Source organism: Agrobacterium sp. 22117 (genome assembly GCF_052045735.1).
Taxonomy (GTDB): Bacteria; Pseudomonadota; Alphaproteobacteria; order Rhizobiales; family Rhizobiaceae; genus Agrobacterium; species Agrobacterium cavarae.
Map to the genome: position 1 here is coordinate 882,848 of NZ_JBQEPP010000001.1, position 19,029 is coordinate 901,876.

The 19,029-nt window shown below is 56.3% G+C and carries 24 protein-coding genes and 1 tRNA gene; 7 read left to right on the forward strand and 18 right to left on the reverse strand.

Going from position 1 to position 19,029, the window contains the following annotated elements:
- Position 1: 1 nt before the first annotated feature.
- Entirely contained in the window at positions 2-1,012 is a 1,011-nt protein-coding gene (locus ACTJKV_RS04230) for a glycosyltransferase family 2 protein (RefSeq protein WP_113262038.1), read from the reverse strand.
- Positions 1,013-1,148: 136 nt separating this feature from the next.
- On the opposite strand from ACTJKV_RS04230, the gene ACTJKV_RS04235 reads away from it, so the two are divergent.
- Complete coding sequence (locus ACTJKV_RS04235; protein WP_113262090.1) at positions 1,149-2,051, forward strand: lysylphosphatidylglycerol synthase domain-containing protein; 903 nt, start codon at positions 1,149-1,151, stop codon at positions 2,049-2,051.
- Between the two features lie 15 nt (positions 2,052-2,066).
- Here the strand turns inward: ACTJKV_RS04235 and amn are convergent, their stop codons facing one another.
- From amn to ACTJKV_RS04250, 3 genes are all read right to left on the reverse strand, one after another.
- Positions 2,067-3,572 (reverse strand): AMP nucleosidase, encoded by a 1,506-nt coding sequence (gene amn / locus ACTJKV_RS04240; protein WP_062425698.1) that lies wholly within the window; start codon positions 3,570-3,572, stop codon positions 2,067-2,069.
- A 77-nt stretch (positions 3,573-3,649) separates the two neighbouring features.
- Complete coding sequence (locus ACTJKV_RS04245; protein ID WP_312804914.1) at positions 3,650-3,823, reverse strand: hypothetical protein; 174 nt, start codon at positions 3,821-3,823, stop codon at positions 3,650-3,652.
- Positions 3,824-3,831: 8 nt separating this feature from the next.
- The gene (locus tag ACTJKV_RS04250; protein WP_162686453.1) at positions 3,832-4,002 is read right to left on the reverse strand and encodes a hypothetical protein; all 171 of its coding nucleotides are present in this window, start codon (positions 4,000-4,002) and stop codon (positions 3,832-3,834) included.
- 110 nt (positions 4,003-4,112) lie between these two features.
- Between ACTJKV_RS04250 and ACTJKV_RS04255 the strand changes: the two genes are divergently transcribed.
- Positions 4,113-4,700, forward strand: coding sequence for a hypothetical protein (locus tag ACTJKV_RS04255; RefSeq protein ID WP_312804915.1), 588 nt, complete (start codon positions 4,113-4,115; stop codon positions 4,698-4,700).
- A 229-nt stretch (positions 4,701-4,929) separates the two neighbouring features.
- Here ACTJKV_RS04255 and ACTJKV_RS04260 read toward each other — a convergent pair whose 3' ends face one another.
- The 7 genes from ACTJKV_RS04260 to ACTJKV_RS04290 all read right to left on the reverse strand — a co-directional run bounded on the left by ACTJKV_RS04260 (position 4,930) and on the right by ACTJKV_RS04290 (position 10,474).
- Complete coding sequence (locus ACTJKV_RS04260) at positions 4,930-5,151, reverse strand: hypothetical protein (RefSeq protein WP_113179394.1); 222 nt, start codon at positions 5,149-5,151, stop codon at positions 4,930-4,932.
- Between the two features lie 127 nt (positions 5,152-5,278).
- The gene (rpsU, locus tag ACTJKV_RS04265) at positions 5,279-5,515 is read right to left on the reverse strand and encodes a 30S ribosomal protein S21 (protein WP_062425696.1); all 237 of its coding nucleotides are present in this window, start codon (positions 5,513-5,515) and stop codon (positions 5,279-5,281) included.
- Positions 5,516-5,543: 28 nt separating this feature from the next.
- On the reverse strand, positions 5,544-5,828 hold the full coding sequence (locus tag ACTJKV_RS04270) for a hypothetical protein (RefSeq protein ID WP_062425695.1): 285 nt from the start codon (positions 5,826-5,828) through the stop codon (positions 5,544-5,546).
- Between the two features lie 112 nt (positions 5,829-5,940).
- A complete protein-coding gene (locus ACTJKV_RS04275; RefSeq protein WP_062425694.1) occupies positions 5,941-6,150 on the reverse strand; it encodes a cold-shock protein in 210 nt (69 codons plus the stop codon).
- 386 nt (positions 6,151-6,536) lie between these two features.
- Positions 6,537-7,694 carry an esterase gene (locus ACTJKV_RS04280; RefSeq protein WP_440598473.1) on the reverse strand — a complete coding sequence of 386 codons (1,158 nt, stop codon included), beginning with the start codon at positions 7,692-7,694 and terminating at the stop codon, positions 6,537-6,539.
- Positions 7,695-7,951: 257 nt separating this feature from the next.
- Positions 7,952-9,862: a PhoX family protein gene (locus ACTJKV_RS04285; protein ID WP_440598474.1), complete on the reverse strand. Its 1,911-nt coding sequence runs from the start codon at positions 9,860-9,862 to the stop codon at positions 7,952-7,954.
- 120 nt (positions 9,863-9,982) lie between these two features.
- Positions 9,983-10,474 carry an Lrp/AsnC family transcriptional regulator gene (locus ACTJKV_RS04290; protein ID WP_343107719.1) on the reverse strand — a complete coding sequence of 164 codons (492 nt, stop codon included), beginning with the start codon at positions 10,472-10,474 and terminating at the stop codon, positions 9,983-9,985.
- Between the two features lie 129 nt (positions 10,475-10,603).
- Between ACTJKV_RS04290 and ACTJKV_RS04295 the strand changes: the two genes are divergently transcribed.
- Positions 10,604-11,236: a LysE family translocator gene (locus tag ACTJKV_RS04295; RefSeq protein ID WP_440598475.1), complete on the forward strand. Its 633-nt coding sequence runs from the start codon at positions 10,604-10,606 to the stop codon at positions 11,234-11,236.
- Positions 11,237-11,311: 75 nt separating this feature from the next.
- On the opposite strand, the gene ACTJKV_RS04300 is transcribed toward ACTJKV_RS04295, so the two are convergent.
- A complete protein-coding gene (locus ACTJKV_RS04300) occupies positions 11,312-11,650 on the reverse strand; it encodes a DUF2147 domain-containing protein (protein WP_062425689.1) in 339 nt (112 codons plus the stop codon).
- A 503-nt stretch (positions 11,651-12,153) separates the two neighbouring features.
- Between ACTJKV_RS04300 and ACTJKV_RS04305 the strand changes: the two genes are divergently transcribed.
- Entirely contained in the window at positions 12,154-12,420 is a 267-nt protein-coding gene (locus ACTJKV_RS04305; protein WP_113262034.1) for a tetratricopeptide repeat protein, read from the forward strand.
- A 185-nt stretch (positions 12,421-12,605) separates the two neighbouring features.
- Here the strand turns inward: ACTJKV_RS04305 and ACTJKV_RS04310 are convergent, their stop codons facing one another.
- Together ACTJKV_RS04310 and ACTJKV_RS04315 are read right to left on the reverse strand one after the other, a co-directional pair.
- Positions 12,606-13,718, reverse strand: a complete 1,113-nt coding sequence (locus ACTJKV_RS04310) for a pyridoxal phosphate-dependent aminotransferase (RefSeq protein ID WP_113262033.1) — start codon at positions 13,716-13,718, stop codon at positions 12,606-12,608.
- A gap of 129 nt (positions 13,719-13,847) precedes the next feature.
- Entirely contained in the window at positions 13,848-14,201 is a 354-nt protein-coding gene (locus tag ACTJKV_RS04315; RefSeq protein ID WP_062598278.1) for a hypothetical protein, read from the reverse strand.
- A gap of 285 nt (positions 14,202-14,486) precedes the next feature.
- On the opposite strand from ACTJKV_RS04315, the gene ACTJKV_RS04320 reads away from it, so the two are divergent.
- Together ACTJKV_RS04320 and ACTJKV_RS04325 are read left to right on the forward strand one after the other, a co-directional pair.
- Positions 14,487-15,704, forward strand: coding sequence for an NAD(P)/FAD-dependent oxidoreductase (locus tag ACTJKV_RS04320; RefSeq protein ID WP_113262032.1), 1,218 nt, complete (start codon positions 14,487-14,489; stop codon positions 15,702-15,704).
- Between the two features lie 8 nt (positions 15,705-15,712).
- A complete protein-coding gene (locus ACTJKV_RS04325; protein ID WP_440598476.1) occupies positions 15,713-16,510 on the forward strand; it encodes an aldolase/citrate lyase family protein in 798 nt (265 codons plus the stop codon).
- 3 nt (positions 16,511-16,513) lie between these two features.
- Here the strand turns inward: ACTJKV_RS04325 and ACTJKV_RS04330 are convergent, their stop codons facing one another.
- The 4 genes from ACTJKV_RS04330 to ACTJKV_RS04345 all read right to left on the reverse strand — a co-directional run bounded on the left by ACTJKV_RS04330 (position 16,514) and on the right by ACTJKV_RS04345 (position 18,038).
- Positions 16,514-16,690 (reverse strand): hypothetical protein, encoded by a 177-nt coding sequence (locus tag ACTJKV_RS04330; protein WP_274103809.1) that lies wholly within the window; start codon positions 16,688-16,690, stop codon positions 16,514-16,516.
- A 69-nt stretch (positions 16,691-16,759) separates the two neighbouring features.
- On the reverse strand, positions 16,760-17,110 hold the full coding sequence (locus tag ACTJKV_RS04335; protein ID WP_062425683.1) for a hypothetical protein: 351 nt from the start codon (positions 17,108-17,110) through the stop codon (positions 16,760-16,762).
- Positions 17,111-17,224: 114 nt separating this feature from the next.
- Entirely contained in the window at positions 17,225-17,599 is a 375-nt protein-coding gene (locus ACTJKV_RS04340; RefSeq protein ID WP_274103808.1) for a hypothetical protein, read from the reverse strand.
- Positions 17,600-17,947: 348 nt separating this feature from the next.
- A tRNA-Ser gene (locus ACTJKV_RS04345) sits at positions 17,948-18,038 on the reverse strand.
- Between the two features lie 602 nt (positions 18,039-18,640).
- On the opposite strand from ACTJKV_RS04345, the gene ACTJKV_RS04350 reads away from it, so the two are divergent.
- Positions 18,641-19,029 (forward strand): porin (locus ACTJKV_RS04350; RefSeq protein ID WP_440598477.1); only part of this gene is annotated, 389 nt, incomplete at its 3' end.

Sequence of the window (19,029 nt, forward strand, 5' to 3'; positions counted from 1 at the left end):
GTCAGGTCTCGTCTGAGGTGAAGGTCTTGCTGACAATGTAGTTCGGCGTGCGGTCGTCGCGGTAGTAGAGGCGGGCAATCATTTCCGCCAATATCCCCGTGGTGATGAATTGCAGGGACGAGAGCGACAGGACCACGCACACCATCAGCAGCGGGCGTGTGCCGATGTCATTGCCGAGGATGAACTTTTCGATGAAGAGATAGGCCATGATGACGACAGCAAGCGCGCCGAGGCCAAGGCCGAGAGAACCGAAGAAATGCCCCGGCCGCGCCCTGTAGCGCATGAAGAACATGACCGACAACAGATCGAGGATGACTCGGAAGGTGCGGGAGATCCCGTATTTCGACGTGCCGAACTGGCGCGCGTGGTGGGTGACCGCCATTTCGCCGATCCGGCTGCTCGGCACGACGCCCGCTACCCAGGCCGGGATGAAGCGATGCATCTCGCCCATCAGCTTGACCTGCTTGATGACCGAGGTCCGATAGATTTTCAGGCTGCAGCCATAATCATGCAGACGCACGCCGGTGATGCGGCCGATGAGCCGGTTGGCAATCCAGGACGGGATTTTGCGGAGCACCAGCCCATCCTGGCGGTTCTTACGCCAGCCAACGAGAAGATCAAGCTCGCGCCGTTCGAGTTCGGCCACCAGCATCGGAATGTCTTTGGGGTCGTTTTGCAGATCGCCATCAAGGGTGGCAATCAGTCGCCCTTTTGCGGTGTCGATGCCCGCTTGCATCGCAGCCGTCTGGCCGAAATTGCGCTGAAGCGCAACGATTTTGAGATCAAGCCCATCGCGACCGAGATAGGATTTGGCATTGACGATCGTCGCATCCGTGCTGCCGTCATCCACGAGGATCAGTTCCCAGGTGCCAGGGTAGCTTGTCATCGCGTCAAGAACGCGCTCTATCAGAGGGCAAACGCTTTCTTGCTCATTGAAAATCGGCACGACAAGCGATAATTCCGGCGCAGTGCTCGTCGGGATTTCGCTTCGAAGGGCTGTCGTTGTGGGCACGAGGCTTCCCCGGTAAGACTTTATTAAGACGCTCAATTTCGGGATATGCGTCACCACGCCAGTTGTCCAGTTAGGCCGTCATTTGAAAGACAATTCACACAGGATCAAACCGGCAGCGTTGCTTGCAAGCAACGCAATGACGCTCGGCATGGTGGTCGTCATCGTCGCCTACGCCGCTTTCATTCAATGGGTGTGGGGTTGGGGCACGATCATGGGCCTCTGGTCTCATGCCGGCTGGGGGACGATTGCCCTGGCACTGTTGCTTCTCGTCGCCACCTATCTTCTGCGCACCTGGCGCATTTACGACTACTTCCCGCAGGAAACGAAACGCCGCTTTGCGACGCTTTTCCGTGTTGTTCAGCTCCACAACATTCTCAACATCATGCTACCGTTTCGAAGCGGCGAGACCAGCTTTCCGTTGCTGATGAGGCGAGAGTTCGGCGTCAACCTTCTGCGCGGCACCTCTGCCCTTCTGGTCATGCGGCTCTTCGATCTGCACGCACTTTTGGCTGCAGCCGGAATGGGGTGGGCGCTGGAAGAAGGAAGCGTGTGGATATGGACCGGTTGGCTGGCATTTCTGCTTCTACCCGCGCTGGGATTTTTCGCGCGTGACTTCGCTTTCGGTCTCGTCGGTCGAAGATCGTCGACCAAGCTTGCCAAGGTCATTGCAGAGCTAAGGGCAGGGCTGCCGGTGGACGGTAACGCCTTTCTACGAGCGTGGGTTGCCACGCTGATCAACTGGTTCGTCAAGATCGCCGTGCTGGCTTGGGTGCTGATGCTGATGGGAGAGATCAGTCCGCCGGCGGGCTTTGGTGGAGCCCTCGGTGGTGAACTGTCTTCCGTGCTGCCGGTTCATGCACCAGGAGGCGTCGGTACCTACCCGGCAGGCATCACGGCAGGTGCGATCGGTTTCGGAGCGTCGGCTGAAGAGCATGCGCTATCGGTACTCGGCCAGGCGGCCGTCAACCTCCACCTGCTGGTTATCCTGTCGTCGCTGATTGGAACGGCTCTGGCGCTTTTCGTGCCGACGCGAAAATAGCGCCAGAGCAGAGACCTACTGGAACGCCGTTTCGTAGAAGCTTCTGAGCTTGCGCGAATGCAGTGTTTCCGTGGGCATGGCTGCGAGTTTCTGGACGGCGCGAATGCCGATCTGCAGATGCTGCGCCACCTGGGTGCGGTAGAACTCCGTTGCCATGCCGGGAAGCTTCAACTCGCCATGCAGAGGCTTGTCGGAGACGCAGAGCAGGGTGCCATAGGGCACGCGGAAGCGGAAGCCGTTGGCGGCGATGGTTGCCGATTCCATGTCGAGCGCGATGGCGCGTGATTGCGACAAACGCTTCACCGGGCCCGCCTGGTCGCGCAGTTCCCAGTTTCGGTTGTCGATGGTCGCAACCGTGCCGGTGCGCATGATGCGCTTCAGCTCAAATCCTTCATAGCCGGTGACTTCCGCCACCGCGCCTTCCAGCGCAAGCTGCACTTCGGCAAGCGCCGGGATCGGTACCCAGACGGGCAGGTCGTCGTCCAGCACGTGGTCTTCGCGCACATAGGCGTGGGCCAGCACGTAATCGCCCAGACGCTGGCTGTTGCGCAAGCCCGCGCAATGGCCGACCATCAGCCAGGCATGCGGACGAAGAACGGCAATGTGGTCGGTGATCGTCTTGGCATTAGACGGACCAACGCCGATATTGACGAGCGTGATACCCGCATGTCCCTTCTTCTTAAGGTGATAAGCAGGCATCTGCGGCAGACGTCCAAGCGTCATGTCCGTCTCGGGCCGGTCCGATCCGGCATGGGTAATGATGTTGCCGGGCTCCACGAAGGCGGTATAGCCATCGCCACCATCAGCCATCAGCTTGCGTGCCCATGTGGCAAACTCGTCGATGTAGAACTGATAGTTGGTGAAGAGCACGAAGTTCTGGAAGTGGTTCGGGCTGGTCGCCGTATAGTGGCTGAGCCGCGCCAGCGAGTAATCGATACGCTGGGCGGTAAAGGGCGCCAACGGTGCGGGCTCGCCCGGCACCTGATCGTATTCGCCATTGGCGATCAGATCGTCGGTGTTGTTGAGATCCGGCGTATCGAAGAGGTCGCGCAGCGGCACGTCTGAGAGCGAAGAGGCCGCAGACGCTTCCACATAGGCGCCCTCGCCGAAGGCGAAATGCAGCGGAATGGGCGTTGCCGATTCGGAGACAGTGACGTGGACGCCGTGGTTCTTGATCAGAAGCCCGAGCTGTTCCTTCAGGTAATGGCGGAAAAGCTGCGGCCGTGTGATCGTGGTCGTATAGACACCGGGCGAGGTTACATGACCATAGGAGAGGCGGGAATCGACATGTCCGAATGTCGACGTCTCCATGCTGACCTGCGGATAACAGGCGCGGTAGCGACCCTCGATGGGTGCGCCCTTGGCAAGATCGGTAAAGGATTTGATGAGGAAATCGGTGTTGCGATCATAGAGCGCCGTCAGCGCGTCTACGGCCTCTTTCGGATCATCGAAAGTCCGTGGCGCGAAAGGCTCTGGCGTTATGAAGGCGAGGGGCGGAATCGTGTGCTTTGCTATTGTCATGGCCCATTATAGGGAGCCTATTTCGACAGGCAAGCGACAGAAATATGTGCATTTTGAAAAAGCTGGCAAAAACCGGCTCAGCCGATAGCCCCGCGCTGCAAGCTCATCAGCAACACAAAGCCGACACCTTTGGAGACCGGCCTTGTATCGGCCTTGTAGACGGCAAGTCCTGCAAATGGACCTAGAAAAACCGACGCCATGATAAACACCCGAAGTCCGGAGAAGAGCGCGTTAGAGAAGTTTCTGTTCATTGCCGGCCTCACAAGGTCACGTGGCAGCTCGGCGAAAAGCCATGCTGGCAGGTATAGGCAGTGCCGACACTGATGCGCTGGAAGCTGCGATTGGGATTGACCACGAGGGCGGCGAACGAGATGGCGAAAATCGCCATCAGAAGAACGATGATGCTGAAGCGACGTATCAAGATTGCCATGTCCATTCCCCTTGTTGTTGCCATCCCTTACTCTGGACATGACATTGCCACAGTTGGACTGAACCAACCCTGAGAGGCAGGTTCATGTGGGGTTCAGGGAGGTTAATGACGTGGAAGATGATAGCTCCGTCGGAGCACATCATTCAGCAACGACATTGGACACTGGCGCCGCGGTTCAACGAGAGTGTGCGGATTCGGACGATGGGTGGACGTTGGCCTTTAGCTGGGTCTGGATCGCGGTGTTTTCTCCCGCCATGATCGCCCCGTTCTTCCCAAACGTAGACGCGGTATTGCCACTTTTACTGACCTTTCTCCTCGTGTTATTTGTCGCTATAGCCCATATCGCGATCTTCATATTCCTCGTCTGCATGAGACGGTGGCGCAATATTTTGTCGATGATTATTGGGCCGTTTCCGGCACTTTTTCTAACCGTTGGTTTGTTTGTGTCGTCATATCCCGTGATGCCATACTTCCTGCTGCACAAGAGCGGCTACCTGGAGCAAGTGAAACGAGAGCCGCTGAATGAAAACGGTGAAATGCTATTCTGGGTGGGGAGCTTCGGGATAGTAGGCTCCACCGAAGAATACTTCGTAGCCTATGATCCGTCCGAGAGGACAGAAAAGGAAATTGGCCGGATCAACGGTGCATCAGTGCAACGACTGGCCAAAAACTTCTACTTTTTAGCTGTGGCTTATTGAGCGCTGTAGGGCAAACTGGCCATCTCAAACATACTGAAAATTTCGCTCGTCTCGGCACTTAAGAAGGGCGTATCGTTGCTTACGCAAGACATGCCAAGCAGGGGAAACTGGGGTTACCAGTCGCACCCTGAAAAGTTGGACTGATATTCTGGAAGAACAAGACGTGTGATTAAAGCTTGAGAAGCTTTCCTTGTGCGTGAAAAGCGCGTTCCGCTCAAAGGCGAAACGCTCACACGCGGACCTTAGCCTTCTTCTTCGCCGGCGCGGCTGGCGTGACGATGACGGTCTCGGCTTCGCGCGCAAGGCGCGCTTCACGCAGCCGCTCTGTCTTCTTCAGGCGCTGTGCGGTTTCCGCAGCCAGAATCTGAGAAACGGCATCATTGGTTGCGGAGGCTTTTTGCTGAGGGGTCAGTTTGCCGGGCTTGAAGAATTCATCTTTCGTAGCGGTCATTTTGAAACCCTTTCATTGCGATAGAGCGCTGTGCGTCTCTCTAGACGCACAAAGGACGCTCCTACTTCAATCTACCCATCGTGTTTTCCGAAGATCGAGCTCGATTTTCGGACCGATGCTGTTGCTGTCAACGCGTGCGGACAGCTTTCTTCGGTGCAGGCAGAAGGCCTTCACGCTGCATCTTCTTCTTCGCAAGCTTGCGATGGCGACGAACGGCTTCGGCCTGTTCGCGAACGCGCTTTTCCGAAGGCTTCTCGTAAGACTGGCGCGCACGCATTTCGCGTAGCAGGCCTTCGCGCTGCATCTTCTTCTTCAGTACGCGAAGCGCTTGATCGACATTGTTATCTCTAACGAGGACTTGCAAAGGCTTTTCCTAACTCGGTTCTACACCGCTATTTTCGTGTTCGGACGAGGTCGTGGTTGATCCAACCGCCCGGTTCGGAGACTTTGGTAGCAACGGCAACAGGCGTCTGCTTGGCCGTTGCCGCAAGATCGATATCGTCCTGACTAACCGTGCGATCAAAATTTTCGCCGTCGAGCCGAATACGGTAACGTCTGCTTCCCTGTGTTTCCGGCATTGCCGCGATAACCCGGGCGCTCTGCTGGGAGGCATGACCGCCGTTACTTCTGGGCTTCAAGACGATGATATTGCCGGTTTTGTAAGGCGTTTTTGGCATCAGGGTTCTCCTAAGCCATAAAGACAAAAGGCCGAGCGATAGGCCCGACCTTTCTTCAGTCACTCAGCGTCTGCTGCCAGTACATCCGTGGTCAGCGTCAGCGAGAGACAATTTATGCCGCCTGAAGATTGTCAGCAGAGTTCTTGCCGGACTTGCGGTCCTGGACAATGTCAAAGCTGATCTTCTGCCCGTCGACGAGCGAGCGCATGCCCGCACGTTCAACAGCGGAGATGTGAACGAAAACGTCCGTGCTGCCGTTGTCAGGCTGAATGAAGCCGAAGCCCTTGGTGGCGTTGAACCACTTTACAGTACCAGTGTTCATAACGATTTCCTTTCGTAGCAATCGTTGTTTGTCCCGAAATACCTTGCGGGATTAGATCGATGTTTTGAGAGGAAATCCGACGGGAGCTAGGCTCTGGACCGACGTCACAAGCAATGGTCGATAAATTCAATATAGGCTCAATTTTCGGTTTTGCAAGGACGGAATGGAAATCAGCGCGAGAAACCGTCTCTTAAACTTTTCCCGTAGCCGCTCACATATCGCATCGTTTGGACCAGCCGTCGCGCGCAAAAAGATGTCGAGACGACTGGTACTATTACGGGTCGCTATCGTATCAGCCCGAAAACCGAAATCGATTTTCGGAAGAGAACGACGCACTTCAAAACAGTAAGCGCGTCACTTCTGCGCCCAGAAGAACGCAGAGCGCGCTACTGCTTGAAGACTTTCTGCAGGAAGGCCTCGAACGATGGACGCCAGACATCCATCTCATGGCCGAGGCCCTTATAGTCCACGTATTCGTGTTTGATCTTCCTGTCGTCGAGGATGGTTTTCAGCCCGGCGATGTCTTTGCCGGTCACCTGATCTTCCGTGCCGACGGTGACGGTGAAATTGCGCAGGCTCTCGTTGATTTTTTCCGGCGTGCTGAGCGCGGCTTCAACGGCCTTGTTGGGCACCGTGGTCGTTGAGACCCCGCTGAAGTTCGCAATCCAGCCAAACGTGCCGAGATGGGTCAGACCCGAGACGAGCGCTTGGTAGCCACCTTGCGACAGGCCGACGATCGCCCGCCCATCCGCATCGTCTCGCACGCGGTAATGCGCCTTCATATAGGGGATAAGGTCTTCTACCAGTTCGCGATCAATGGCGTCGGCATTGATAGGGTAAAAGGTCTTGCGCCGATCGGCAGCGGGGAAGTTTTCCGCGATTGCCTCCGGGATATCCGCCTCGGTATCCGGGATGACGACGATCATGGGCTCGATCTTTTTCTCCGCCAGCAGATTATCGAGGATCTGCGGCGCGCGACCCTGCGTCACCCACGAGTCCACCGTGTCGCCAAAACCGTGATAGAGATAGAGGACCGGCAGCGGTTTGGTCTCATCATGATAGCCCGGCGGCGTATAGACATAGGTCTGGCGCTGCGATTTCAGTGCCTTCGATGGGATCGTCACCCGGCGCAACTCGCCATGGGGCACATCGCGGATATCGAGAACGCTCCCCGGCACGAGAACCAGGCTGGTGTTCACCTGACGCTGGGGCTTCGGCATATTCGTGCCGGTATCGATGCTGCGGAAGCCATCGATGTTGAAGTAGTACTCATAGAGGTTAGGCTTTAGCGCCTCGGTCTTTACGCTCCACAGACCGTTCTCGGCCTTCTTCATCTCCATCGGCGCACGAGAGCCTAGCACGACAGAGACCGTTTTCGCCGAAGGCGCGAAGAGACGGAAGGTGATGGAGCCGTCTTGTTCGACCGCGGTCACGAATTCATTCAAGGGCCGGTCGGCAGGTGGTGCCGCAGGTGGATCGATTGCCATGGCAGGTCCGCTCACGATGCAGGTGGCGACAAGAATATAGGGCAGAAGTAAACGCAACTCATTCTCCTCCAGTTCAAATACCCCCGGACGGAGACTGGCAGATCAACCTCGATAGTTCAATGCGTTAGAAGGTTCTGATTTACGTGCGGACCTGAGCGGCTTGGCATTGTCCACCCGTCGAATATCCCAAGCCTCACGAACCTCCAACGTTCTGCAAGAAGTCAAGACTTGGCATAGTCGTTGGGTCTGCTGAGTAAAATGAGAAGAGGCGCCGCAATGAACGGCGCCTCCATGTCGTGTCGTCTTCTTGAGCCTTAGCCAATCATTGCATTGTCGTTTCGCTTGATCGCAATAACGGTCGAACGCGGCAGCTTGCCTTCGCCATCCGGGAAGGGGGCATCCGGATGCTGTATACCGACGAAGTGGGTGCGCTTGTCGGCCGACCATGTCTGGCCAGTTACTTCCGAACCCTTTGGCGCCGTCAGGAAACGCTCGATGCGGCCGGTAACCGGGTCGCCCGCCAGCATCTGGTTGTTGCCCTGACCGGCGAACTGGCCTTCATTGCTGTCTTCGCCATCGGTCTGGATCCAGAGAAGGCCAGTGGAGTCGAACATCATGCCGTCCGGCGAGTTGAACATGTTGCCGGAGTTGATGTTGGAGGAGCCCGCATAGGCGTCCTTATGCACATCCGGATTGCCGGCCATGCAGAACAGATCCCACTTGAACTTGCCGTCGGCGTGATCGTCATTGGCGGGATACCAGCGAACGATCTGGCCATATTCGTTCTTCTCGCGCGGGTTGGCGGCGTTGATAGCCATGACATCGCCACCGGCATTGGTGCGCATCTTGCCGTCCTTTACTTCGCCGCGGCGGCTGTTGTTGGTCAGCGCGCAATAGGCTTCGATGGCGACGGGGTTGATTGCGACCCATTCCGGGCGATCCATGGTCGTGGCGCCGACCTTCGACGCTGCCTGGCGCGTAAAGACGGAGATTTCGTCCGGTTTCATTCCGGTCGATTCCGGCGTCAGAGCCACCCACTCGCCATTGCCCTCATCGGTAAACTTCGCCACGTAAAGCGTGCCTTCGTCCAAAAGTTTCGAGGTGTCACCGCCTGGCACGTAGATGCCATTGGAGACGAACTTGTAGAGGAACTCGCCGCGCTCATCGTCGCCCATGTAAACCACGACACGGCCATCGCGCGCTACGACCACGGCAGCATTTTCATGCTTGATGCGGCCAAGTGCGGTGCGCTTGATCGGTGTGGAAGACGCGTTGGACGGATCGATCTCCACGACATAGCCAGCACGACGCGGCTCGTTGGGATTCTTCGACACATCGAAGCGCTCGTCGAACTTCTCGTAACCGTAGCGTGTCTCGGCGGCGATGCCGTAGCGCTTGTAGTCATCCGGCATTTTGAAGTTGGCATCGGTGGAGCCGAAATAGCCGTTGAAGTTTTCTTCGCAGGTTAGATAGGTGCCCCAAGGCGTGCGACCGGCGCCGCAATTGTTGAAAGTGCCAAGACAGTCGACACCCTTCGGGTCGGCTGCGGTCTTGACGAGATCGGAGCCGGCAGCGGGTCCCGAAAGCTTCATCGGTGTGTTGTGGTGAATACGGCGGTTGAACGGGCTATCGACGACAATCTCCCAGCCATCCTTGCCTTCCGCCACTTCCATGACAGTCACGCCCTGCATGTGCTGAAGGATCTTCACCTCATCCAGATTGGCGGGCATGCCTTTTTCGCGGTGGGGGAGGTTGGTTTCGTTGTTCACATATTCGTGGTTCACGGCAATCAACTGATGACCACCGACCACGAAGAGCTCCATGCCGTCGGTATTCTCGCCGAAGACCTTGTCGGAGTTCTCCAGGCTGACGCCCTTCGCGGGGTCGATATCCGGCACGTTCGGAAAGAGTGGCTGCCCCCACTTGGCAAGTGGTTTCCAGCTATAACCCTCCGGCACATGAACGGTGTGATCAGTCGCCGCTTGCACCGGCTTGAACGGGAAGCGGGAGGCTGCGTCCTGGGCTTGAACGGACGTGGACGTCGCGAGATTGCCCAGCGTACCGAGAGCCGCGGCGGCAGATCCAAAGGCGAGCACACCGCCAAGGAAACCGCGGCGCGAAATGGCGGATTCGACGACGCGGTCGAAATCGGTCACGGCTGGGGGCGGATTTTGCAGCTCGTCCCACTCGTCCCAGCTTAGCTTGCTTGTGTCGATATTGGTCATGGCGCTCTCCATTGTCGTCGTTTCGAACAATTCTAGAGAGGGCAACTAAAGCGGGTTTATCACAGCGATATGACAGACCCGCAAAGACGAAACGTCTTAAGGTTGTATTGGTCCTGCTGTTTAAGTTTCCGCGCTGGGCAGGTGACTGAGCGGCAAAGGGCCTTCAGATTTGACCGTCTGGATGGCAAAATTGCTGCGAATGTCACTGACGCTTGGAAGTTTCAGCAGGCGGTCCACCAGCAACCGTTCGTAAGCCGCGAGATCGGGCACGACGACCTGCAAGAGAAAATCAGCCTCGCCGGAGACAAGATGGCATGAAATGACATCTGGCAGCACGGAGACCGCCTCTCTGAAGGCGGCGGCAGAAGCGTCCTGATGGCGCTCGATTTTGACGCTAACGAAAACCGTCAACCCAAGACTGAGACCGGCGCGGTCCAGGCTCGCATGATAACCCCGAATGACGCCTGCCTTCTCCAGCGCACGAACCCGCCGCAGACAGGGGGATGGCGACAATCCAACCTCTTCGGCAAGCTCGACATTGGTCAGACGCGCATCCCGCTGCAGCGCGGTGAGAATTCGGCGGTCAATTGCATCAAGTTTAAGATTTGGCATAAACCACCATAAATCGATCTATTATTGGCACAAACGGTGCTTTATCGTCATTTGTATTGATACAATTCGCAAGGACACGCCTCAAGTCCCTGATCTAGTTTGCGCCGACCATTATCTTGAGGCTTGATCATGAGCGAGTTCATTCTGTTCGTCGGCGCGCTGGTTGTCGTCTATCTGTTGCCGGGGCCAGACATGGTGCTTGTCCTGCAAACCGGTGCGAGTGCAGGGCGCGGTCCAGCTATCGCAACAGGCGCAGGTTTGGCGCTTGCAAGAGCCGCCCATGTGGCGTTCGCGGGCTTGGGGCTGGCAGCCTTGTTGACGACGAGCCCCATGGCATTCGAAGTGGTCCGCTTTGTCGGTGCCGCCTATCTTCTCTGGCTTGGTTTGGAGATTCTAAGATCGGAATATAGTGGAGATGACGCGGTTCAGATCAGCGGGCCAAAACAATCGTCCTCGCACGGCACGGCACTGTGGCGGGGCTTTCTCACCAATATTCTAAATCCGAAGGCGCTGCTGTTCTGCTCTGTCTTGCTGCCACAGTTCATTGTACCGGGCGAGCAGGGGCTGGGCGTTCAGTTTCTGATGCTGGGAATGACGTTGGTGGTTGTCGGCCTTGCCTTCGACCTGACCTATGCGACCGCCGGTTCGTTGCTGAGCGGCTGGATGTCGAGACGTCCACTTGCCCAGCGCGCACAGAGTTGGACTTTCGCCGCCCTATTGATCGGGTTCGCACTTCGGCTGGTTCTTATGCCTCATCCCTGATGGGAAGAGTGAACATCTGGAAACCGTTTCACCATTTTAAATGAAGAAGGGGCAGCCCTTGGCTGCCCCAGATGTTTAAAGTCTTGTCCAGGTCTGCGACTTGCACAGCACCTTCAATACGCAACCCTTCATGCTGAGAGAGTTGCCTGATACGGTGCCGGAACCGCTATAGGTCTTGTCGTTGGCAGGGTCGGTGATCTCGCCGGCATAGTTGTCGCCGCTTCCCGTCATTTTGCCGATCTGCTTGCCCGCATGTTTTCCGGTCTTCAGCGTCACGCAGAAGGCAGAGCCGCATTTGGCAATCGCTGCGGTCTCGCCGCTTGCCGTCTTCCAGTTGCCTTCGATGGCTTCGGCAGCAAAGGCACTGCTGCTGATCAGAAATGCCAGACCTGCGAGAATCGTCAATTTCTTCATATGGACCTCCCAATCCAAACCAGGCGCGACAGCGCATCGTCGCCGTCCGCCTTCGCAACTCCCATGCGAATGCCAATCTTTATAGTTGACGTTCACGTAAAAGGAAACATGGGGTGGAGCCTCGTGACGAATTTTTTGACGCGCTCGACGCCGAAGATTGCTGCACCGAAAAATCGCGAGCTTCTGCCGTGGTTAGCAAAGCGTTTAAATCCATCCGTAAACTTTTCGTAAAATTGCGTGGAAAATCCTTAATTTGCAGGCCTTCCCATATTTAACAAAAATCCAACTTTACCAATCGTTTGGACTTTGTTTGGCCCCCGTTAATCATGGATTTTAAGCGCCCGTTGAAAGCCGTTTGGCATAGTGAGGTCAACAAAGAGCAGGGACAACCTGACAACAGCAGGAAACGAAAAAGCCGCAGAAGACGGCAGCGTTCCCAGGCTGAAAGCTTCCGCAGAGAAGCACCAAAACAGGAAGAATACGGGCAAACAGGGACTAGAAAAATGGCAAGATTTGAAATGTGCGATATCGAGTTGGCAGTTGCCGGTGGACAAAGCCGCGCGGATGTCTTCTGCAATCTCGGCCTGATCTATGCGACAGGCCGGGGATGCCCGGTGGACCTCGTTGCTGCCCATAAGTGGCTGAACATCGCAGCCATCAAGGGTTCGGAAAGAGCAGCATCGTTGCGCGCCGATCTTGCCCGGAACATGACCAAGGCAGACCTCGCAGCAGCCCTTCGCGCCGCTCGAGATTGGATGACCACACACTAAATTCCAGGACAATTCAAAAAGACGGAGCGATCAAAAGATTGCCAATCGTTTCGACTGGTCCCTCCAGTCCCGGTCGGAACACCAGCCATACCCGCAAACGAAGACGGTAAAGCCGCACGCTTGCAACGAGATCAAAACCGTGACCGGCAGAAACAAGGCTGGCACGGTTTTTTCTTGTCTTGATATCAGCCGAGTGACTGGAGAACCTTGGGCAGAGCCTCAGCGAAAAGATCGAGCTTGTCATCGGGGCCAGCGCTGACACGGATGCAGCGGTTTAGCGGCTCAACGCCTGGCATTCGGATGAAGACGCCATGGTCCATCAGGCCATCCACGATCGACTTCGCATAAGCGCCGTCCTTGTGGCAATCGATCGCAACGAAGTTCGTGGCGGAGGGCAGGGGCGACAGGCCGTTCTGGCGAGCAATGGTGGAGATGCGCTCACGTGCATTGGCGATACGCTTGACGACGTCGCGCAGATAGGCCTGGTCATTCAGGGCTGCAAGCGCTGCCGCGACGGAAACTCGCGAAATGCCAAAGTGATTTCTAATCTTGTCGAAGGCTTCAGCATTGCCAAGCGTACCGATCGCGTAGCCCACGCGTGCGCCTGCAAGGCCATAGGCCTTGGAGAAGGTGCGCATGCGCAGCACATTCGGCATGCCGATCATGGCGCGAACGCTGGGAACGGCGCTCTCGGGCGCCGTTTCGCAATAGGCCTCGTCCAGAATCAACAGACAGGTTTCCGGCAGGGCCTTGGCAAATGTCAGAACCTCGTTTGCATCCCACCAGCTTCCCATCGGGTTGTCCGGGTTTGCGAAGTACACCAGCGGCGCATTTTCCTTGATGACGAGATCGAGCAGACCGTCGAGATTTTCGTGGTCGTCGAGATAGGGCGTCGTCACCAGCCGGCCGCCATAGCCATTCACATGATAATTGAATGTCGGATATCCGCCGAAGGAAGTCACGACGGGTGTACCCGGCTCAACCACCAACCGGACGATTTCGCCGAGAAGTCCATCCACGCCGCTGCCGATGGCGATATTGCCGCGCGAAATGCCATGATGGATGGCGAGCGCTTCACGCAACTCGTAATTCTCCGGGTCGGCATACATCCAGGTTTCATGCGCAGCATTGCGCATGGCTTCCAGGACGGATGGGGCGGGACCAAAGCCGCTTTCGTTGGCGCCGATACGCGCTTTTACCGCCAATTTACGAGTCCGCTCGATGGCCTCCGGGCCGACGAATGGGACGGTGGAGGGTAGCGAGGAGGCGAGAGGCGTAAAGCGCGAAAAGGCGGACATTTCAGTACGTTCCGTGGTTCTTGAGGCGGACGGGCTCACAATAGAAACAAAATCGGCCTGCGCAAGGCAGGCCGGGATGAATGCGACGGTTTTAGGCGAGTTTTTCGCGCCAGTCGAAGTCCGGGCTCATCAGAGCGATGTCTCGAAACTCAAGCGGCGGATATGATGCAGAAACTCGGGGTCAATCAGCATGTTGAACCCGACGGATGCATTCTCGTCTTCCCGGCGGATCAATGTGCAACCGATCTCATCGCGAATGCCGATAATTTCGAGGTAGAAATTACTGGGCAGGTCGAGATGCGGACTGACTTCGATATCCGCGCCATAAAGAGAGATTTTGCGGATGAGGCAGCGCATTGTGTTGCTGGTACTGAGATGATGGCCGATGAACGTGATCTTGCCAGGACGGTCGATCACATACTTCTCATACATCTCGTCTTGCGGAACCGTATCCTTTGCCTTGATATCGATATTGAGTGTCATGACAACCTCCCGATTGTCTCTTCTCGTTCCTGAATGATATGCCTGCGACCTTGCCGGATCCTGAATGAAATCACTAGGAATCGATCCTTCTGTTTCGTTTCGGACCTTTGCAACCCCGCCATCAGTCTCACCTGTCTCATCGCTAAAACATTATAGCATGCAGAAGGTTGCGCCGGGCTGGTTGATCCACGCAGGCGAGAGCGTAAGCGCGTGGTTGACGTGAAGCGTACTTGCCGTTACGCCTTCGCTGGTAATCGAGACGACGGTTTGGGTGGAGCATCTCATATGGCAGGCAGATTGGTCATTGTTGGCGCTGGACAGGCAGCCTTCGCCCTTGCTGCCAAGCTTCGTTCTTTGAAGGACGATCGCCCTATCACCATCATCGGCTCGGAAGACGTGCTTCCCTATCAGCGTCCGCCGCTCTCGAAAAAATATCTCATGGGAGAGATGACCTTCGATCGACTGGAGTTTCGCCCGGCCGAGTGGTTTGTGGAGAACAATGTCGATATCCGCCTTTCGACCTGGGTGGAGGAGATCGACCGTGAGGCTAAGACCGTGCGGATGCAGGACGGCTCTCTGCTGGAATATGACAAGCTTGCACTGACGACGGGCGCTGCGCCGCGTGAGCTTCCGGCGGGTGTGGGGGGAGATCTGGAAGGCGTTCTGACAGTGCGCGATAAGCGCGATGCCGATCGTCTGATGGAGGAAATGCAGCCCCGCCGCCGATTGCTGGTGATTGGTGGCGGTTACATTGGGCTTGAGGCGGCAGCCGTTGCGCGCCAGCTTGGGCTTGAGGTGACGCTGATCGAGATGGCGGATCGCATTCTTCAGCGCGTCGCCTCAGCCGAAACTGCGACCATCATGCGCGACATTCACATCGCAAAAGGCGTTTCCATTCGCGAGAAAACGGGCCTCGTTCGGCTGGACGGGAAAGATGGACGTGTGACGAAGGCGGAGCTTTCCGATGGCTCAACGCTCAACGTCGATTTCGTTATCGCCGGCATTGGCGTGACGCCGAACGACCGCCTGGCTCGTGAGTCGGGTTTGCAGGTCGGCAATGGGATCGTTGTGGATGAATTCACCCGCACATCCGACCCGGACATCCATGCCATGGGGGACTGCACGCTTCTACCGATGGAGGGTGCTGCCGTTCGCCTCGAATCGGTGCAGAACGCGGTCGATCAGGCGGAAGCCGCAGCGCTGGTGCTCGCAGGGGAAGATAAACCCTACCGACCGAAGCCATGGTTCTGGTCGGATCAGTATGACGTAAAATTGCAGATCGCCGGCTTCAACGCAGGTTATGACGAAACAGTGCTGCGCCCGGGTCAACGAGAAGGCAGCCACTCTGTCTGGTATTTCAGGCAAGGCCGCCTCCTCGCCGTGGATGCCATCAATGATGCCAAGGCCTACGTCACTGGCAAGAAGCTGCTCGACGCTGGCGCGCGGCCGAACCGCGCTGTGCTTGATGACCATACCGCCGACCTAAAATTGCTTTTGACATGAGGACTGCCATGCCGACCCTTGAGAACCGCTTCAAGAACGCTATCCACCGGGGTGAACCACAGATCGGGCTTTGGCTCGATATGGGCGAGGCGATTACTGCTGAGATCGCCGGCACGGCTGGTTTTGACTGGCTCGTCATCGATGGCGAGCATGGTCCTAACGATCTGCGCAGCATTATAGAGCAGTTGCGCGCCCTCTCGACATCGCCGGCCGAACCCGTCGTGCGCGTGCCAACGGGTGAAAGCTGGATTATCAAGCAGATGCTCGACGCCGGTGCGCGCACGCTCTTGGTTCCGATGGTGGATTCTGCGGATCAGGCCCGTGCGCTCGTATCCGCCATGCATTATCCGCCGCGCGGCATTCGCGGCATGGGTGCGGTTGTTGCCCGGGCATCGGCGTTTGGCAGTGTCAGTGATTACAATCAAAAGGCTTCGGACAATGTCTGCCTTCTGATTCAGGCGGAGACGCGCGCCGCGATTGCCGATCTCGATAACATTCTTCAGATCGAAGGTGTGGATGGTGTCTTTATCGGCCCGGCCGATTTGGCGGCGGATATGGGATATCTCGGCAAGATCGATGAGCCGGAGGTCCAGAACGTCATTGAGGGAGCGATTCGCAAAATTGTTGCGGCAGGCAAGGCTGCCGGGATTTTGACCTTCAACGAGACCTACAATAAGCGCTATCTCGAGTTGGGTGCGTCATTTGTTGCGGTGGGTGCCGACGTCTTCGAATTCTCGAATACGCTCCGCCAGCTTGCATCTCGCTACAAGGGTCGCACGGCGGTGCCGAAGCCGTCTGGCTATTAAACGTCAGTCGTCATTGGTGGCGTTCAGCTTTTCCGGCGGAATGCCTTCCTGGCCGGATGCCAGATGTCCTTCCGCAATCAGCCTTTCGCGGAGAATGCGAGCGATTGCTTCATCTCTAGTAACACCGCTGTTTCGCGCAAAGGCGGCGAGGGCGTTTTCGATCTCCTGAGAGAATTGCACGTCACTCCTCCGTTTAAAATAAAAATAGGGCAGGAAGGCGTTGCCTTCCTTCCCTTGAACTAGACGCTGTCAGCGCCAGCGATACAGGCTGCTGCTTTTGTGCTGAGTCGAGGCATTCGCCACGAAATAGCCAAGAGCAAAGCCAAGCGCGCCAACCACCGTCAGCACCGATGTCGCTGTCGCGGGGTTTTCCCTGACCGCTTCCACCACATTTTGGCTTTGCGCCTTCACGGTTTCTGCCGCGCTGTGTGCTGCACGCTGTACGCGACCCTTTGCTTCATCTACAAAGTCGGACGCCTCTTCGGAGATCGCGCCTGCGCGGGACGACACCGACTTGGAAAGAGACGCGATCTGGGAGCGAAGTTCCGAGATCTGGCTTTCGAGAGAATCATCAACAACGTTCAATTTGGTCTGTGCCATCTGAAATCACCTCATGTTGTTTCCGAGGCAATAACGCGACCAAACTCGATAATGTTCCATAGCGGACGAAGGTGAAATCGTTGCTACTTTGGGTCGGAGGGTGGATATCTGATTCTACGGCGTTCCCTCGCATAACACCATATCCTGCGTGACGCTGGCGTAATGGTCTGCGTTTCGTCTCTTGCGCTCAGAATTTTCGACCAAGCCTGATCGAGTGAGTGTCGTGAAATTCGATATTGAATGGATCAGGTAATGCTCAGTGGTGAGGCCCTCTTTGCGTTCGAACACATAACTACAGAGAAGACCACCTTTGTCGGTGGCTTCGTCGCCGAGGAATGAAGCGCATTTGAGTTCGACGACTTGCAAGCTGCCGTCCGCAGCGATGTAGCTGAAGACCCCAGTTGAGCCGTTCACGAGCAAAGACTCTTTCTGCCCGTAAGGATCAGGACCGATTTTATTGCACTTAAGCTCCGCGGCAGCGCTGCCCAACGAGGCCGCGCTCACGTATGAAAGATGCGCGAAACAAGCCCTAAGGCATCTACTTATGCTGCAACCCGGTATCGCTGTTTTAATATTCTTGATCGGGAGGAAGCAAGCCGGAATCATCGGTCGTCCCTCTGCTGCTTGATAACCAACTGACCCTATCGGGCCCGGTCAACAAGAGTGGACGATTTCGGCTATAGACGATTTCGGCTATAGGAGGGTGTACCAGATGACTTCTGAGAGATGCGGATCAGAATGTTTTATTGAAATGCACTCAAGCCGTTCGGCGGGAGATTGTAACCTATGTCTTAGGTACAAACTTACCTATGTCTTCGATTCGGACAAATTGGGGAATGGCGGAGAGGAAGGGATTCGAACCCTCGATACGCTTTTGACGTATACTCCCTTAGCAGGGGAGCGCCTTCGACCACTCGGCCACCTCTCCGGTGCCGCCTGATTATTGCGTAAGAAAAACGAATGCAAGCGCTTTTAATGAGAGTGTGGAAAAAGACTTTCCGACAAGCCAGTTTTCGCTCGTAATAACTCCAAGGGCAAGTCCGAACCCCTGCGTTCGCGACGAATCGAGTCGCTGCTCGAACTGATTCCATTCTGAGGGAAATCGCGATTCACGCGATTTTTATTCGCACATACGTATCGTGCCCTACCGCACTGGGCATCAGAAAGGCCGTTAAGTTCCCCATCAGGCGCTGACCATCGCGGCCTTCTGCCAAAGTGGCGACGTTGGTCGCGGTCTATTTTAAGTCTCTAATGCTCGAGCTTCATCTTTGTTTTTATTAACTATTTGTTAAATCATTGGACAGTGCTGCGGCTCTAAATGTGTTGTTTAAGCAACATGATTATCTGAAGCATCTAGTTATAGCGGTCATAAATCTCTTTGCCGATTGCGCCCGGCGAAAGCTTTTGTATTTTCAGCAACGGAAGCGCGGCGGTGGATCGCTCGTTTTCGAAAAAAACGGGAATGGGGCAGGGAATGCTGTCCTTCAGCTTAAGAACCCAGACCCTTATGAAACTTGACTGGAGGTCAACATGAACATCAAGAGCCTTCTCATTGGCTCCGCTGCAGCTCTTGCAGCAGTATCTGGCGCAAAGGCCGCTGACGCGATCGTTGCTGCTGAGCCTGAGCCACTGGAATACGTTCGCGTTTGCGACGCTTTCGGCGCAGGCTTCTTCTACATTCCTGGTACGGAAACCTGCCTGAAGTTCGGCGGCTACGTTCGTTTCCAGACCAATTTCCAGCGCGGTGACGGCACGACTGCTGGCACCTCGAACGGCGGCACCTCTGACTGGGACGCATTCACGCGCGCTCAGTTCGAAGTTGATACTCGCACAGACACCGAGCTCGGCGCTCTGCGCGGCTTCATCGGCTTCCGCGGCAATGCTGACAACGGTTCTTCCGCTTCTTCGTCGGTATTCGT